Source organism: Lewinella sp. IMCC34191 (assembly GCF_003390935.1).
GTDB lineage: Bacteria > Bacteroidota > Bacteroidia > Chitinophagales > Saprospiraceae > Neolewinella.
On record NZ_QNQZ01000009.1, the window covers coordinates 22,638 to 39,805 of the forward strand.

The 17,168-nt window shown below is 59.0% G+C and carries 13 protein-coding genes and 1 pseudogene; 2 read left to right on the forward strand and 12 right to left on the reverse strand.

The features are described 5' to 3' along the window. Positions 1-28: 28 nt before the first annotated feature. The 9 genes and pseudogenes from DRW39_RS22915 to DRW39_RS16520 form a co-directional block, all read right to left on the reverse strand. Positions 29-655 (reverse strand): annotated as a pseudogene (locus DRW39_RS22915) (metallophosphoesterase family protein); the annotation flags it as partial. A gap of 166 nt (positions 656-821) precedes the next feature. Further along, positions 822-1,163, reverse strand: coding sequence for a tRNA-binding protein (locus DRW39_RS16485; protein ID WP_232830172.1), 342 nt, complete (start codon positions 1,161-1,163; stop codon positions 822-824). Beyond that, complete coding sequence (locus DRW39_RS16490; protein WP_116108172.1) at positions 1,150-2,547, reverse strand: sodium:solute symporter; 1,398 nt, start codon at positions 2,545-2,547, stop codon at positions 1,150-1,152. The genes DRW39_RS16485 and DRW39_RS16490 overlap by 14 nt, the downstream gene beginning before the upstream one ends. Then, the gene (locus tag DRW39_RS16495; protein WP_116108173.1) at positions 2,544-3,977 is read right to left on the reverse strand and encodes a SusD/RagB family nutrient-binding outer membrane lipoprotein; all 1,434 of its coding nucleotides are present in this window, start codon (positions 3,975-3,977) and stop codon (positions 2,544-2,546) included. Before DRW39_RS16495 ends, DRW39_RS16490 begins: the two co-directional genes overlap by 4 nt. Before the next feature lie 11 nt (positions 3,978-3,988). Then, entirely contained in the window at positions 3,989-7,222 is a 3,234-nt protein-coding gene (locus tag DRW39_RS16500) for a SusC/RagA family TonB-linked outer membrane protein (RefSeq protein ID WP_116108174.1), read from the reverse strand. Positions 7,223-7,260: 38 nt separating this feature from the next. Beyond that, on the reverse strand, positions 7,261-7,920 hold the full coding sequence (locus DRW39_RS16505) for a DUF2064 domain-containing protein (RefSeq protein WP_157976174.1): 660 nt from the start codon (positions 7,918-7,920) through the stop codon (positions 7,261-7,263). Between the two features lie 61 nt (positions 7,921-7,981). Further along, positions 7,982-9,478 (reverse strand): xylulokinase, encoded by a 1,497-nt coding sequence (locus DRW39_RS16510; RefSeq protein WP_116108176.1) that lies wholly within the window; start codon positions 9,476-9,478, stop codon positions 7,982-7,984. Between the two features lie 42 nt (positions 9,479-9,520). Then, on the reverse strand, positions 9,521-10,306 hold the full coding sequence (locus DRW39_RS16515; protein ID WP_116108177.1) for a (Fe-S)-binding protein: 786 nt from the start codon (positions 10,304-10,306) through the stop codon (positions 9,521-9,523). A 41-nt stretch (positions 10,307-10,347) separates the two neighbouring features. After that, the gene (locus DRW39_RS16520; protein WP_116108178.1) at positions 10,348-11,697 is read right to left on the reverse strand and encodes a (Fe-S)-binding protein; all 1,350 of its coding nucleotides are present in this window, start codon (positions 11,695-11,697) and stop codon (positions 10,348-10,350) included. Positions 11,698-12,220: 523 nt separating this feature from the next. On the opposite strand from DRW39_RS16520, the gene DRW39_RS16525 reads away from it, so the two are divergent. Beyond that, the gene (locus tag DRW39_RS16525; protein WP_116108365.1) at positions 12,221-13,522 is read left to right on the forward strand and encodes an aspartate kinase; all 1,302 of its coding nucleotides are present in this window, start codon (positions 12,221-12,223) and stop codon (positions 13,520-13,522) included. A gap of 236 nt (positions 13,523-13,758) precedes the next feature. Here the strand turns inward: DRW39_RS16525 and folE are convergent, their stop codons facing one another. From folE to DRW39_RS16540, 3 genes are read right to left on the reverse strand one after another with little or no spacing between them, the layout of a single operon-like run. Beyond that, positions 13,759-14,355, reverse strand: a complete 597-nt coding sequence (folE, locus tag DRW39_RS16530; RefSeq protein ID WP_116108179.1) for a GTP cyclohydrolase I FolE — start codon at positions 14,353-14,355, stop codon at positions 13,759-13,761. A 3-nt stretch (positions 14,356-14,358) separates the two neighbouring features. Continuing rightward, positions 14,359-14,784 carry a 6-pyruvoyl trahydropterin synthase family protein gene (locus DRW39_RS16535; RefSeq protein ID WP_116108180.1) on the reverse strand — a complete coding sequence of 142 codons (426 nt, stop codon included), beginning with the start codon at positions 14,782-14,784 and terminating at the stop codon, positions 14,359-14,361. Between the two features lie 28 nt (positions 14,785-14,812). Continuing rightward, positions 14,813-16,513 (reverse strand): GNAT family N-acetyltransferase, encoded by a 1,701-nt coding sequence (locus DRW39_RS16540; protein WP_116108181.1) that lies wholly within the window; start codon positions 16,511-16,513, stop codon positions 14,813-14,815. A 114-nt stretch (positions 16,514-16,627) separates the two neighbouring features. Here DRW39_RS16540 and pyrR point away from each other — a divergent pair, with 114 nt between their 5' ends. After that, positions 16,628-17,167 (forward strand): bifunctional pyr operon transcriptional regulator/uracil phosphoribosyltransferase PyrR, encoded by a 540-nt coding sequence (gene pyrR / locus DRW39_RS16545; RefSeq protein WP_198664920.1) that lies wholly within the window; start codon positions 16,628-16,630, stop codon positions 17,165-17,167. Position 17,168: the final 1 nt, after the last annotated feature.

Genomic DNA, 17,168 nt, shown 5'->3' on the forward strand with positions numbered 1-17,168 from the left:
CGTCCTCGCCTTCATGCAGCATGGCGTACCAGGTACGCGGCGTGCCATCGTTAGCCGGCATGCCCAGGGCACCGGTGTTGATCCAAAGTTTACCGTCCTGGCCGTCGGCGAAGGGAAGCCCGCTGTGTCCGGCTACGATGATGTCGCAGTCCGCTTCGTCGAAATTCCGTTGCTTAGTTTCCCAGGGGGTGGATTTCCAGACGAACTCGGATTCGTGATCCACCGAGCCGTGCAGCACCCGGATCCGCTTGCCGGCGTATTCCAGGTCGAGCATGGGGGGCAGCGTATGCATGAAAGCCATGCCGCGCTCCCCAACTTCTTCGCGGGCGTAGGCGTACCACAGTCGGGCAAACATATCGCAGCGGCTGCCGTCGCTGAAGTTGCAGCCGCAGTCGTCGATCCCCTCCCGCAGGTTGATTTCCACGTTGCCGGCGATGGCGTGGCAGCCCCAGTCTTCCAGCAAGTTCAGGGAGGCTTCCGGATCGGCGCAGTAGCCTGGGGTATCGCCCGTGCAGATTACATTCTCTGACGGGATGCCCAGCTCATCGGCGCGCTGCCGCAGAGCTTGTAGTGCCTCCAGATTGGAGTACACGCCCCCGAAGAGAAGCAGCGGTCCGGTGCGGTTTCCGAGCGGGCGGATGGAGTCGTTCGACATGATTTACCAATACGTAATTGGACCGATAATGGTTCCTGATTTGCTGCATTGAATAGCATAGGTTGTTTCTGATTCAAGGCGAGCAACCGGTAAGCCTACCGCTTATATGGATGGGTGACTGCGCGACACCCGTCACTTTGGATATCGGTTCGTCACCTTGGGATTTCTAGCCGATGCGGGTGCCGTTGACTACCGACTGATCCGGAGCTAGCAGAGTGACGACCTTATCCGATCCTACGGCCCCCAATACCAGGCATTCGCTCATCATGGTGGCGATCTGCTTCGGGGGGAAATTGACCACCGCCACGACCTGGCGCCCCACCAGTTCCTCGGCCTGGTAGCGATCCGTTATTTGAGCGGAACTTTTACGGATCCCAAACGCACCGAAATCGATACGGAGCTTATAGGCCGGACGGCGCGCTTCGGCAAATACTTCCGCCGCCAGCACGGTACCGACGCGCATTTCTACCCGTTCGAATTCGGCCCAACTCAGGTCATTCTCTTCCACCACTATACGTTTGCGTGAACCAGTAAGGTAGCAGATAAAGGAGAAAGCACGCGGGCAAACTGACTACGGTTACGGCCAGCAGGTCCCCGTAAGCCGCGGAACTGAATTGCCAGGCTTCCGGCCAAAGTCCAAGTGCGTAGACCAGGCCGAAGACGAGTCCGGTAACGACCGACAAATAGTATCCGGTCGATGGTACACGCAGCCACCATAGACAGAACACCGGTGCCAAGCCTACCACCATCGCCCCGGATACCGTGGTGGCCGACAGTATGGCCGGGTCCAGAAATACCGGCACCGTTCCCAGCAGGGTAATGGCGACCATCGCCGCCCTGCCGCGACCGAGGCTTGCCTGCTCCACCTGCGTACCGCCCAGGTCCACCACACTCAGCTTAGCGAAACTGGAAAAGGTGCTGTCGAGCGTACTGGCCGCGGAGGTGATCATGATGAAGTTCATAACCAACAGGATGGCACCACCCAGCGTGCGGGCAACCTCCACCGGCGCCTGGCCCTCCAATCCGAGCAGCCCGCCGTACACCCCCACCAGGCTGAAGAGTACGATGCAGACCATCCCGACGGGTACGGCCCACAAATAGGCGCGCAGGGTGGTACCGGGGGACGACAAAAATCCCCGGTCCGTCAGTACCGGGTCGTGGAAGGGATAGCTGAGACTTTGAAGGAGGGCAACCAACAAAAGATTGAAGCCACCGGAAAGGCCTTCTACCTGCGCCCCGCCGCCCAAATCAGCTTGCAGGAGCGGAGCGACCTGGTAGTCCAGCCGGGGAAAGATGGCACCGAGCACCACCCCCAAAAGCACGGCGAAAAGCGCCATCTGGATTACGTCCGTCAGGATGGAGGAGGACATCCCCCCCTCCAGACTATAGGCAAGCGTCAGGGCGGTAAACACCAGGATGGCCGCGTAGTACGGTGTAGAGCCCACATCTCCGAAGTAGCTGCCAATCACCATGGTATTCGACCAGACCTCGTTAAATAATCGAAGGGCGATCAGCATCGAAAACAGCAGCACGGCGGAACGGCCGAATCGGGTGCTCAGAAAGTGGTGAATGCTTTGAAACCCACCCCGGGTACGTAAGTAGTAAATGACCACGCCGGCCACCGCGAAACTCACGTAGTAAGCGGCGTAGGCTACCCCACCGATCAGCCCGTAGGATTGGCCGAGGTTGGCCGCGTTGGTGATGGACTTGGCGAAGAGCCAGGAGATCACCAGGCTGCTCGTCAGGGCCAGCATGCCCGGACTCCGTTCGCGGCGTGCCCCCCGGTAAAATGCATTCGGCGTACGCGCCAGCGGGGAGAGTAGGAATAGGATCACGCTGGAGCCGATCACCAGTATCCACTGGAAGGTGGTATAGGATAAACCGAATATCATCCCTCCACGTCCCACCAGACCGGGACGTTCACGGAATTTCCATCGGTTGCCTCGGCGGCGGCCCGGTAATTATCGAAATTGAGGGCCTGCTCGTCAGCCGGATAGGGAAAGCGAACCGGATAAAGGTTGTTATTCAAACTAGCCTCTACCGGCATCAATTCCGGAAACCCGGTGCGCCGCCACTCGATCCATCCCTCGTAGGCGTCACCGATGCCGGCGATCCATTTCTGGGTGATGATCTGCTCCAGGGCGCGATCACTGTCGTAAGCGGCGGGGCCGGTCGTCAGGTAATCGGCGGGGAGTTCCGTTTGCCAGTAGGCGAAAGCCAGTTGCACGCCACGCTCGTAAAGCGGGCGGGCATCGGTCTCGATGAACCCTTTCTCCGCCGCCTCGGCTAGTAGGAGGTGGGTTTCCCAGGCGGTCATGTAGTTGAAGTCCAGGTCCCCGGTCCGTTCGCGCCAGATCGTACCGGGGCGGGCGTAGTTATCGGGTACGATCGCGGTGGCCGCGTCGATGCCGTTGATGATGCCGGTAAAGGCACCGGTGTTAGCGGCGGGCCGGTACAGGGTCGCCACCCGTGGGTCCGCCAGCCGGTCGAAGATACCTTCGGCGGTAAGGGACATCAAGAACACGTTGAAGATGCCCACCCGTGCCGTAGCGAAGGCAAAGCTGTTCGGTGGTCCGGAGGCAAAGTCGAAGGTGGCGTCTTGCTCACTCTCCGAGATGAAGTTATCCGCGGCGTAAAGTGTCGATAGTTCCTCGCTGACGTCTACCCTTCCCGAGATGCGCACCAGCGCCTTGATGCGCAGGCTGTTGGCGAAGCGCGTCCAGCGTGTCAGGTCGCCGTCGTAGACGATGTCGCCGGCCAGGGGGATCGCCCCGCTGTAATCGTTCATGACGCTAACAGCGGTGCGCAGGTTATCCAGTATACCCCCCTCACCGAGGTAGATATCTTCCTGCCGGTCGTAGGCGGGGGTGACGATGCCCGTAGTCCGTCCGCTGACGGCCTCGAAAAAGGGCACGTCGCCGAAGATATCCGTGAGGCGCATGGCCAAATAAGCGCGCAGGACGAGCGCCGGCCCTTCGTAAACCGCCGCCGCCGGGTTCGCTCGGCTCTGCTCGAGCATGGTCTGATTGTCCCGCAAGGCCACGTAGAGGATATCCCAGGGGTTGCCCCCCTCCTGCGGACTGCTCAGGGCGTGCCGGTCCAGCAGATTGAAGTCGATCATGGCAAAGTGCTGGCTTAGCAGATTGCCCGCTACGAATCCCTCGTAGCTCATGGCATCGCCGTAGCCGTACAGCACCTGCCGCAGCAGCAGTTCGTTCTGGACGCCCGAGGGGGCGTTGCCATTGGTGTTGATTTCCTCGAAGTCCTTTGTACACGACAGCCAGAGCAGGGGAAGCAGAAATAGGTATTTCATGTTGGTCATGGCGGTAGTGGTTAAAAGTCGAGTCCCAGGCTCAGTCCGAAACTCCGGGCGCTGGGGTAGGTCATGTCCTCCACGCCGAAGACGATTCCCTGCCCCTGGATGGCGAACTGCTCCGGGTCGAAATGCGGGATCTCGGACCAGGCGTACAGATTTCGGCCGATGAGGCTCACGGATAGTCCCTGTAAATTGCGCAGAAAAGTGCTGCCGAGCTGGGCCCGATCCAGATGGTAGGTAAAGCGCAGTTCGCGCAGCTTCAGGTAGCTGGCGTCGTACAGGTTGTTCTCCTCGTGGTTGCGGTCGTAGTAGCTGCGGTAATAGGTTTCGGCGGAAACGGGCGTGTCGTTATCGACGTACACCGGTTCCTGGTCGGTACCGGTGTTGACGACACCGGGGATGACGATCCCCTCCTCCGGCCGGTAGGCGGTTTCCTCCAGCTGCCCCCCTACCCCGGCCAGGCTGAGCGTACGGCTGACGATCTGGCCGCCCTGCCGCCAGTCCAGCAGCAGGTTGAGTTCGAAGTCGCGGTAGCGGAAGGTGTTGGTCGCGCCGAGGATGAAATCGGGGTTGGCATTGCCGATCTTTTGCAGGGTGTTATCCGCGATCAGCTGCCCTTGCTCGGTAAGGATGAAGCGGCCGTCCGGCGTTTTGCGGTAGCCCGTTCCCCATATGTCGCCGATCTCCCCGCCCGGTTCCACAATGAAGTAAACGGTTTGGTTGACGGAGTTGTACACGCGGCTGTAGGCCAGGGTAAATCGTTCGGTACCGGCGGGGAGCTCGTCGACGGTGGCGCGGCTGCTGCTGAAGTTGAAGCGGGTGGTCCAGCGGAAGTCTTCCGTGGTGACCGGCACCAGGGTCAGAATAGCTTCGACGCCGCTTGAACTGACGGTACCCCCGTTCACAATCTGCTGATTGTAGCCCGAGGACTGCGCGATCGGCAGACTGAGGATCTGGTTTTCCGTTCGCTGCCGGAAGTAGGTGAAGTCCAGTCCCAGGCGGTAATCGAGCAAGCGGATGTCGGCCCCCAGTTCGGAGGTAGTCGTCTGCTCCGGTTTCAGGTTCGGCTGGGCCAGCACCGACTGCTCGGTAAAGGTGGGCTGTCCGTTAAAGGGGGTGCGGGCCACGAAGGTGGAACTGGTTCGGAAGGGGTCCGTGTCGTTGCCGACCTGCGCCACGTTCCCCCGCAGTTGCAGGTAGCTGATCGCCTCCGGCAGCTTGAAGACCCGGCTGGCTACGAAGCTCAGACTGAGGGAAGGGTAAAAGAAACTGGTGTTCTCGGCGCTGGTGGGAGTAGCCAGGGCGCTCGACCAATCGTTACGTCCGGTGAGATCGATAAAGAGGTAGTCACGGAAGCCGAAGCGCGCCAGTCCGTACAGGCTGTTAATACGCTTTTCGGCTTGTTGATCGCTGACCACCACGGGGCTGGCGGCATTACTGAGTCTAAAAATTCCCGGCTGAGCCAGGGTCAACGCATTGTTTTGGGTGTTTTCCGCAATTTGATTCAGGCGATTGCCGCCAGCCAGTAGGTTGAGGGAGATATCTCCGAAGTTGTGGGTGTAATCCAGCAGGAAATCGGTGTTGATCTCCCGGAAGAGCACGTCGTTTTCCGCGTAGCCGCCCTGCGGGAAGCGGTTGGAACTGAAGTTGCGCAGGAAACGGCGACGCTCGTTGCTGTAGTCCATGCCGGAGCGAACGGTCAGACTAAGATTGTCCAGGATATCGTAGCGGGCGGACAGAAATCCGAACATCCGATCGCGCTCGAATCCGTTCCGGTTCTCCAACAGCGTGAAGTACGGATTATCGAAGAAGGTATAGTTGTAGCTGTACTGCTGCGTGCCTTCCAGTCCGGGCTGCCAGTAGTCTCGCAGGATGTCCAGGTCGGTCTGCCGGCCCAGCCACGCCGTCAGGTCATAGTTGATGTTCTCCGATCCGTAGCCGCCGGCCGGCCGGTTGTCGGAGGTACTGTTGATGTAATTCAGGCTGGCATCCAGGTGCAGGCGCTCCGCGGGTCGGAATCCGAAGCGGCCGGCCAGGGTCTTGCGCTTCAGGTTGACGCCCGGTATGTAACTCTCGCTCCGCAGGTCCGTTGCCGAAAGCCGGAAATCTCCGGACTCGCCGCCCCCGCTGACGGCCAGGTTGTTGATGGCCGTCGTTCCGGTCTCGTAAAAGTCTTTGACGTTATCCGGCCGGCTGACAAAGGGCGTAGCCGGGATGGGCAAGCCACCGTGGACGGCCACGTCGCCGCCGCGTACGACGGTTCCGTCGGCCAGGGTCACCGGACTATCGAACTGCGGCACCTCATTTCCTACGTCCAATCGCGGTCCGTAGCTGTAGGTGATGTTGTCGGATATACCGCCTCCCAGTCCGTCGACGAAGGCAAACTCACCGCCCTGCCCCTGGCCATATTCGTTCTGGTACTGAGGCAATTGGAAAGGCCGGTCGAGCGTGAGGCTGCTGTTGAAGCTGATGCCCAGTCCGGGCCGCTTTCCTCCCCGCTTGGTAGTAATGACAATGACGCCGTTAGCGGCCCGGGTGCCGTAAAGGGCGGCGGCGGAGGCCCCTTTGAGTACGCTGACCGATTCCACGTCGGCGGGGTTGACGTCCATCGCGCCGTTACCGAAATCGACCTCCTGGAAGCCCGCGGCCTCCTCGTTGGTGAGGTTGATGATGGTGTTGTTGTTGATGGGAACGCCGTCTACTACGAAGAGCGGATTGTTGTTGGTGAAGCTGGTTTCGCCGCGGATGACCACCTGGCTGGACGAACCGACGCCCGTGGCGCCCGCGGTGATCCGCAGCCCCGCTACCTGTCCGCTCAGGTTATCCACGAAATTGACGGCCTGAACGTCGGTCAGCTCCTCGGACGCTATCTCCTGCACGGAGTAACCTAAGGAGCTGTTATTGCGGCGTACACCGAGCGCCGTTACGACTACTTCGACGTCATCTAACAGTACCCCCTCTACCATCTCCACTAGCAGCGGTAAGGTCGTTGACGATTCGACCGAGACCTGCTGTGTTTCATACCCGAGATAGCGGACCGTCAGCGTGACGGGTAAATCCGATACGACCAGCTCAAAGCTTCCGTCGACATCCGTTACGGTTCCGTTAGCGGATTGCCCGTCTTGTTGTACGGTTGCGCCGGTAAGCGGCTGCGCGTCAGCAACGACGACACCGGAGACCGTAACCTGAGCCGTCAGGAGGAAAGGAAGCAGCAGCCCACCGAGGGTGGTCCACATGCGGAAGCGGTACATAAATGGTAGTTAAGGGATAGAAGAGTCTGGTGGCGGTATCAGGCCGCTACCGGCGGCGCTCGACCGATCGTGAAGCGCCGGAAACGGCACCCCGCGCAACGAAACCCTCGATCAACTGCGGCGACTTCGTCCGTCAGGACACCAGCCAGCGTAGGTAGGAGGTGTTTCCACCGCGACCAGTTTTGCCGGATGTCCGCTACGGTGTTGCAGTCATTTAAACCGGGGAGAATCTGAACGCCCTCAAGCAGACCCGCGAGCTCATCGTACAGGCTTTCCGTCTGCCAGCAAGCTTCCCGGATTGACGTGCTCTCGAAAGTGGTGCGGTGCAGGCCTAGTATATAAATACCTCCGCGACCGTTTGGCCCGATAACGTCCCCCGCTAACAAGCGATCGGCCGCGGCGTGTAAATGCCTTGCCGTCAGGCGGGGAGCATCGTTCCCCACCACGATCACCGACTCGTATCCAAAGTCAAATACTTCCCGCAGGCAGCCACCAAGCCGTTCACCGAACGTACTACCTTCTTGTCGACTTTCGTCAAAGTGGTAGACCGGCAGCCTCACGCCGGACAGCACCCGGAGGGTTCGACCGATCAACGCCGTCGCTATCCTATCCCCCACTCCACCATGTCCGGCAAACTTCTCCGACGCTTCCGCCTGGGCGGAACGGCTAAAGAAAAGAATGGCGGTAGTTGAGCTCACGGTATTGGGCAAATCAGGAGGACAATCAGATAGAGGCCAAACGAGCTACGTAACTTCCGGTTCACCGGTTTCCGGCCAGTGCTTTTTCCAGGGCCGATTCCCAGCGCGCGTAGGCTTTCTCGAGTGCTGCCTTATCCGACTCTTTCGGTTCTACCCGCCCCAGCACTTCCTGCTGCCCGACGGCGGCGTTCAGGTCGGGACTCATACCAGCGGCTACCCCGGCGGCCAGCGCGGCGCCCACCGCACCGTTGGTGTTGTGAATCTCGATGGTAGCACCCGTCAGGGTAGAAATGGTGAAGGCGAAGACATCGCTCTGGAACATATTGTCGTTGCCGACGCGAATGGTGCTCAACTTGACACCGAGTTCCTTCATGATCTTCATGCCGTACACGAACGAGAAGGCCACGCCTTCGATTCCCGCGCGTACCAGGTGGGCGCGGGTGTGGCGGTTGAAATCCATCCCCAGTAGCTGGGCGCCGATCTCGCGGTTCTGCAACATGCGCTCCGGTCCGTTGCCGAAGGGCAAAAAGTGCAGCCCGTCGCTGCCGATCGGTACCGTGGCGGCCTGCGTTTCCATGTTCTCGTAGGTCGTGCCCGGCGAGCAAACCTGCTGGCGGATCCAGCGGTGGGCGATGCCGGTGCCGTTGATACAAAGCAGGATGCCGATGCGGTTTTCATCGTCGGTGTAGTTGACGTGGGCGAAGCTGTTCACCCGCTGCCCGGGGTCGAAGGCCATGCGGTCGGTCACGCCGTACACGACGCCGCTGGTGCCGGCCGTAGCGGCTACCTCACCCGGACGAATGACGTTCAGACTCATCGCGTTGTTCGGCTGGTCGCCGGCCCGGTAGCCGATGATGGTACCGGCGGTGAGTCCGGTCTCCGCCGCCGCCTTTTCGGTCACTTTGCCCTGCATACCGACCGCCGGAACGGTGCGGCAGATTTTGGCCGGGTCCAGGTCCATCTGATCAATGACCAGATTAGCCTGATGCTTTTCCTTGAAGTCCCAGAGCACGCCTTCGCTGAGTCCGGTGATGGTGGTCGTCGCCTCTCCACCCAGTCGCAGGGCGATGTAGTCGCCGGGCAGCATCGCGTGGGCGGTGCGGGCGTAGTTTTCGGGTTCATTATCGGCTACCCACTTGAGCTTGGCGGCGGTGAAGTTGCCCGGGCTGTTCAGGCAGTGACTGAGGCACTCGTCCGCACCGATGCCCTTAAAGGCCCGATCGCCGGTATCGACCGCACGGCCATCGCACCAGATGATGGAAGGCCGGACGACGTCGTGGTTTTCGTCGACAAGCACCAATCCGTGCATTTGATAGCCGATGCCGACAGCTTTGACGTCCGCGCTGTCCGTACCCGTCTCCGACAGTAACTTCTGGGTGGTTTCCACCACGTACTGGTACCAGAGTTCGGGATCCTGCTCGGCCCAACCGGGCTTGGGGGCATCCATGCCCATCTCTTCGGCCGGCGCCTGGACGCGGGCGAGTACTTTTCCGGTGGCGGCCTCTACCAGGGCGGCTTTAACGGATGAGGAGCCGATATCGAAACCGATTGCGTACATGGGGGGTCTACTTTGTTTGGGGCCGCAAAGTAGGCAGCATTATTAACTCCGCTGCATGGAACGGACCACGAGTTCGCTCAGATCGTAGACCATCACCTTATCCTGCTTCTCCCGTCCGGTCACGCCATCGTTCATCATGGTCATGCAGAACGGGCAATTGACGGCGATAATGTCGGGGTTAAGGGATAGCGCTTCGTCGGTGCGCTCCATGTTGATGCGCTTGTCGCCGGGCTCGTCCTCCTTCCACATCTGGGCGCCGCCCGCGCCGCAGCAGAGTCCGTTTTGCTTGCTCCGCTTCATCTCCACCAACTGGCCGTCCAGCGACTGCAGTACGTCGCGCGGCGCTTCGTAGATACCGTTTGCCCGGCCGAGGTAGCAGCTGTCGTGGTAGGTGATCCGCTTGCCCTTAAAATCACCGCCTTCCGTCATTTTAATCCGGCCGTCGTCGATCAATTCCTGCAGCAACTGGGTGTGGTGTACGATATCGTAGTGGCCGCCGAGTGCGGGATATTCGTTCTTGATGGTGTTGAAGCAGTGCGGACAAGCCGTCACCATCTTCTTCACCCCGTACATATTCAGCGTCTCGATATTCTGCAGGGCCACCATCTGGAAGAGGAACTCGTTTCCGGCCCGACGGGCGGGGTCGCCGGTGCAGGCTTCCTCATCTCCGAGGATGGCGAACTCGATCCCGGCGGCCGTCAGAATTTCCGCGAAGGCCCGCGTGATCTTTTGTGCCCGGTCGTCGAACGAGCCGGCGCAGCCTACCCAGAACAGGATCTCGGGTTGCTTGTCTTCGGCGGCGAACTCCGCCATGGTCTTTACTTGCATAGCTCTTATTTTGGGCGACGGGGCGCAGGTAAATGCATTTTCTAAGCGTCCTGCGTCCAGGCGGTCCGCGACGATCCCACGCTCCACGCCCGCTGCTGATTTTCGATGCTGTTGAATAGCGGCATCCAGTCACCGGGTCCGGAGGCTTCGGTCAGGATTTCATGCCGGCGCATCTTGTTGATCATTTCCAGCGGGTTAATCAGGATCGGACAGGCTTCTACGCAGGCGTTGCAGGTGGTGCAGGCGTGGATCTCTTCGCGGGTGATGTAGTCCCAAAGGGTGCGGCCGTCATCGAAGTTGGTCCGGCTGAGGGGCGCTTCTTTATCCGCCGCGAACTCCATATTTCCGCTGCGGATCTTGTCGCCCATCTCTTCGGCGCGGTCCCGGACGTTCATCACGATTTTCCGGGGACTAAGTTTCTTTCCGGTGATGTTGGCCGGGCAGACGGAAGTACAGCGACCGCATTCGGTGCAGCTGTAGGCACCCAACACGTCGATCCAGCTCATCTCATTGACGTCGTCGGCCCCGAATTCCGGCAGCGCGGCGTTCATGTCGGGCTCGGGAGCATTCGGATCGCCCAACCCCATCATGGATTTCACTTCGTTCATCACCTCCGGCATATTGATCATCTCGCCACGGGGCTTCAGCCGGGCAAAGTAGGTATTCGGGAAGGCGAGTAGAATATGGAGGTGCTTGGACTTCGGCAGGTAGTTCAGAAAAACGAAGACCATAATGATGTGTCCCCACCAGCCTACGCGCTCGAGCACGTGGAGGGTCGAAGCATCCATTCCGCCGAAGACGACCGGCCCCAGGAAGCCACTCACCGCGAAGTTGGTAGCCCGGTAATGATCCGGGTCCATGTCTTGCAGGACGACATCGGTCCCGTTCATGGTGAAGATGCAGGCCAGCAGGATCAGCTCGAAGATCAGGATCAGATTGGCATCCAGCTTCGGCCAGCCCTGCATCTCCGGCTTGTGAAAGCGGGGGATGAACAAGGCATTGCGCCGCACCAGAAAGATCACGGTCGCCACGAAGGCCAGAATGCTCAGCAGCTCGATGGTGCTGATGATGAAGTTGTACATCCCCCCCAGCGGCCCCAGGAACCAGCGGTGAACCCCGAAGATGCCATCAATGAAGATTTCGATCAGTTCGATCTGGGTCAACACGAAAGCGACGTACAGCATGAAGTGCAGGATGGCCGGGATGGGACGTTTGAACATCTTCTTCTGTCCGAAGGCCACCAGCAGCATATTTTTCCACCGCTCGCCGGCCGGTCCGCTCACATCCTCGTCTTTCCCAATGCGAATGTGCGCATAGACTTTCCGAAACTGGAAGTATGCGAAGCCGAGTGCCAGGACGGCTACCAGTGCAAAAACGATCGACTGTACCATACGGGTAAAGGTATACTGCGGTGGCGGCTGCCCCAAGGGATGCGGCGAATATTCGCTCTCCCCGCCAAAGATGGCCAAATATTAGCGGAATTAAACTGGAAAGCATTTCACCAAACAAATTGTTGTTTAATTTAATCAGGGTGGCTATCTTAGTGTCGGCCTGCTGCCTTCTTCCAAGTGTTGCCCAACATAGTCGATTGTCGTTCTCACCGTCTGGATCCGGGCGGGGGTGCCGGTCGATCCTTACCTCTACCGATCGTTCCCCGATGACGATGGTGGACGGCCACCGGCGTGGGCGGTGGTGCGTATCGAGTGGAGGGACGAGCGGCGGCGGCTTGGGTGGGACTCCCACCCTCAAAGCCCAATCCCATTTTTCAACCAAGATATTAGCAGTCAACCAGCATGCTCCGCCTCTCCCATACCTTCCTACGACCTCCAAGGGATGGAGGTAATGGTTACCGATTGCAATTCCAAAGCCCAAACAACGCCCCGCATTCCGCGGCCTTTTTACCTTTGCGGCATTATGCTGCAACAGACCAAGGTTTTTAAGTTTGGCGGGGCTTCCCTGCGTGACGCGGACGCGATCCGTAACGTCGGAACGATTCTACAGAAATTTGCCGGCCAGAAAATAGTCATCGTCGTCTCCGCCATGGGGAAGACGACCAATGCGCTCGAAGAAGTAGCCAACAGCTACTGGCAGGGCGACCCGGACACCGCGAAGAAGAAACTCGCGGAGATTCATGAATCGGCTACGGTGATCATCAATGAGCTTTTCGCGCAGGTACCGGAGTCGCTCACCGCATCGCTGAATGACCTTTTCGTCTCCGTGGAGTGGGCGCTCGACGAGGCCCCCAACGAAGAGTACGATTTCGACTACGACCAAATTGTCAGCCTCGGTGAACTGGTGAGTAGTCATATCGTGGCTGCCTACCTGAATCGGATTGGGTTGGCTACCAACTGGGTCGACGCCCGCGACATCATCCAGACTGACAACACCTACCGCGAAGGTTGGGTAAAATGGCCCGAAACCCTCGCCCGCGCACAGCAACAGCTTCCCGGCCTGCTCGACGAAAAGGATTTTATTCTGACCCAGGGCTTCATCGGTAATACCAGCGAGAATTACACCACCACCCTCGGTCGGGAGGGTTCCGATTACTCCGCCGCGATTTTTAGCTATTGCCTCGACGCCGAGTCCATGAGCATCTGGAAAGATGTACCGGGCGTCCTCACCGCTGACCCCCGCTTATTCGAGAATGTTAGTAAGATCGATCGACTGAGCTATAAGGAAGCGATCGAGATGACCTACTACGGTGCGAAGGTTATCCACCCGAAGACCATCAAGCCGCTCCAGAATAAGAGCATTCCGCTGCACGTCCGCTCCTTCATCGACCCGGATGCCCCCGGGACCCTGGTCACCGACGACGCCGGCGATGCCTACCCGCCCATGGTGGCCGTGGAGAAGGAACAGGCCCTGATCAACATCAGTACCCGCGACTTCAGTTTCGTGGCCGAGCACCACATCAAGGAACTGTTCGAGCACATCACCACCACCCGCCTGCAGGTCAACATGATGCAGAATACCGCCATCAGCTTCAACGTCGTCGTCAACGACATCGACGACCGGGTAGAGCGTTTCTGTACCCTGGTTAACGAACACTTCAAAACCTCCGTAGACCGCGACCTCGAGCTCATTACCGTCCGCCACTACACCACCGAGGTGGTCGAGAGCATGCGCCGGGGTAAGGTGAACATGCTGGAAGGTCGTCTCCCCCTGACTTTACAGATGGTGGTGAAGGACGTGCCTGTCATGCGGCGTAAAGAGTAGGTTGCTAGGCTGATTGGATTACTTCCTGTGCCGCAGGACTACTAATCGTACTTCAAACTCCCACGTTTTTGGCCTCAGTCTTTGGCGGCAGTCTATGCTGGCACCGTGCAAATCAACACCGGCAGGCAGCAGCCAATGTTAACTGTAGGTTACCAAATTGATGGTCGCTGGTAAGCCAACCGGTCGAACGGCCAGCCGTCCGACCGCTTGCCACCTAGCTCTCTACCCTGCCTGCCTCAGTGCAGGTTACTCGTAATCAGCTTCAAAAACTCGTTCCGCGTCCGCTCCGATTTGAAAGCACCGGTGAAGGCGGAAGTAGTGGTCACGCTGCTCTGCTTTTGGATCCCGCGCATCATCATACACATGTGCCGCGCCTCGATGACGACCGCTACACCTAGGGGATTAAGCGTGGTATGGATAGCCTGCAGGATCTGGTCGGTCAGCCGTTCCTGTACCTGCAGCCGGCGGGCAAAGACTTCGATGACCCGCGGAATCTTACTCAACCCGACGATGTACCCGTCCGGGATATAGGCCACGTGGGCACGACCGAAGAACGGCAGGACGTGGTGCTCACAGAGGGAATAGAATTCGATGTCCTTTACGATGACCATTTCCGAGTAGTCCTCGGCAAACATGGCGGAGCGCAGGATATTTTCCGCGTCCATCTCGTAACCTTGCGTGAGGAATTGCATGGCTTTGGCCGCGCGTACCGGCGTCTTAAGCAGACCGTCGCGGGATACGTCCTCACCCAGCTCGGTAATGATGCTGGTGTAGTGTTCGCTGAGTTGGTTCGTCACTGACTTATCGTGGGTCAGCGTTTTATCGTAAGGCATAGCTTATGGTCTTCCGGCCGGCCCGTAGTAGTCGGCGTAGATATTTTCGGTTTCGTAGAGTCTTACCCGGTACAGTTTGGCGTTGCTTTCGTTGACGGCGCCCTCCAGTCTTTCCCAGATCGCGGTCGTCAGGTTCTCGGTGGTGGGCAGTCGGTCGCGGAACCAATCGACGTCCAGATTCAAATTGGAGTGATCGAGGATGTCGACCACTTCGCGCTTGATGATTTGCGAAAGCACCTTGGCATCCATCACGAACCCGGTGACGGGATCCGGCGTGCCGGCCACCGTGATGCGGAGGTCGTAGTTGTGCCCGTGCCAATTCTCGTTCGCACACTTGCCGAAGACGTCGCGGTTGCGCTCATCCGACCAGTCGGGCAGGGCCAGCTTATGGGCGGCGTTGAATGTTTCGCGGCGGGTGACGTAGTGCATAGGGCTCCGTTTGGGGGCGCAAAGGTAATTATTTTGGCGGGTCCAGTCGGCGTAGCTTGTCCAGCAACAACGCCACCTGAAGGTTCAAGCGTTCGCCCGCGTCGAAGTATTGTCCGTCAATCATCAGGTGATCGTCTTCTACCGCCACTTGCCGGATCGTCGTATACGTAGCTGCTCCCGCCGGCTGCAGCACGTTCTTCCAGTAGATACCCGCATCGGTCATCGCAAAACCCTGTTTACCAGATCCGAACAACGTTTGATCGCAAATAAAGAACAGGCGCTCATCGCGACTGGTCCGCAGGTAATTTTCGGTCGCGCGTTTCAGCACCTTCGGAGGGATCGTCACGAAATCGGTATATACTTTCTCGGATACCGCGCCGAAATCCAGGTACGTCATGACCAACTTGTAGAGGTCGATACGCTCCCATTCGGCCCCCTGAAACCGCAGTACCTCTTGCGAGATTAGGCCTTCGTGCAGCTGGGCCGCCGTTTCCACCACGAAATACTCGATTAATTCTCCAATAGCGCGGCTTTTCCGTTTCGCCGCTTCCCCACCCGGCGGGCGTCCGTTGATCCACTGGCTGAGGCTGTGCAGGTTCACGTCGCGAATGCGGTGGAAGTTATCCGCGTTTCGGTACACGGTCAGGTAACGGGGCAGCTCATCGGGCCCGAAATAGGCAGTCAGTCTTTCACCCAGTCGGTCTTCAAATTCCTCCCGCAGTTCCGCCGGCGTTACCTCCGGATCCGGAATGTCCTCTAACTCGAGAAACTCGGCATCCTCTTCTTCCTCCGGTTCTGCCTCCTCCGGCCCCGTGCTTTCCGAATTTATTTGGGCGGCGGGCGCAGGATTAGATGCTTCCTCCGAAAAGGCAAACTCAAATCCCAACGAGGATCTTTGGTTAGGTGACCTGTCCGCGGCCTTTTCCACCTTACCGGACTCCGCATCGGTACCGTAATCCACTTCAAGGGGTACTTCCGGGTGCCGCCCTCCCGTCAGTACCTTACCCCGCTTTTCAGCCTGTTCCGTCTTTAGCCGTTTGGCGCGGGCGATAAAGCCTTCCACCTCATCGATTTGTTCGGTATTGAGGGTGGTGCTCTCCCGGTTGAAAGCAAATTCCGTGGACAACTCCTCCGCCGCTAATTGGTAATCCGGTAGGGCGGCGTACACCGGGGCGAAAACCGGTTCGTCGTCCTCGGTAGGAAAGTCATCGTACTGCGATTCTTCTGCGGACTCCGCTTCGCCGGTACCCTCCCGATGCAGCAGTAGGTGCGAGATAGCGGATTCTCCACCAGTTTCACCGGTATCTTCCAGTCCTTGCTTACGGAGAAAGGCGAGCGTACGCTCGTTGTAGTGGCGAACGGAGGCGTACACGTAAAAGGCCGGGGATAAGCCCTCCATGGACCGGTCCCACAATTCTTGGGCAACGCCGGTCCCCCACTCACTCTTCTTGATCAGCACCGATTCTACGAGAATAGCCCGGCGAGCGGAACGCCGATAGACGAGGTAGCCGGCTAAACTCCGCTTCCGCTCATCCCAGGCTACAATGACGGTATGCTGTCGACTCCCCAGGGCGGCCGTCAGTCGGTCCTTGGCCGATTCCACCACCCGGTCGTTCTCCGCCCGTTCGGCGTCGGTCAGACCGGGCACGTCGAATGCGGGAAAGATGGCTTGCCAGACAAAGGTCTCTACGTGCTCGAAATCGCTTTCCCGGCCGGGGCGGTACTGCATAGTTTGTTAGTCGGTGGATACAGGACTGTATTAACGGTTGGAAGAATGGGTAGTTCGGACAGCCGGTTGCCGCCAGTGTATATGCTGTAATGCCTTATTTCCTACCTTCGCGCCGTGACCGATGCCCGGACCATACACGACAGCCACCGATTCGCCCTGACGATCGAACGACTGTGCCGCCACCTCATCGAGGAGCACGGGGACTTTGCCAATAGTTGCCTCATCGGCATACAGCTTGGCGGTGTACAGTTGGCCGAACGCCTGCACCGGCGGCTGCGCGAACTGGGTGTCACCGACCTACCCTTCGGAAAGCTGGACATCACCTTCTACCGCGACGATTTCCGGACCAAACAGGGTCCCCTCAAAGCATATCCGACGGAAATCGAGTTCCTGGTAGAGGATCGTCGGGTCATTCTGGTTGACGACGTGCTCTTCAGCGGCCGTACCGTACTGAGTGCCATGACGGCCCTTAATCATTACGGCCGGCCCTCCGCGGTAGAATTGTTGGTCATGGTAGACCGCCGTTTCCGTCGCACCTTGCCCATCCAGGCGAACTACCGTGGCCTACTGGTGGACACGCTGACGGACGAATACGTCGACGTACAGTGGCAGGAAACCCACGGCACCGACCAAATATTACTTCTCGGATCCTAAT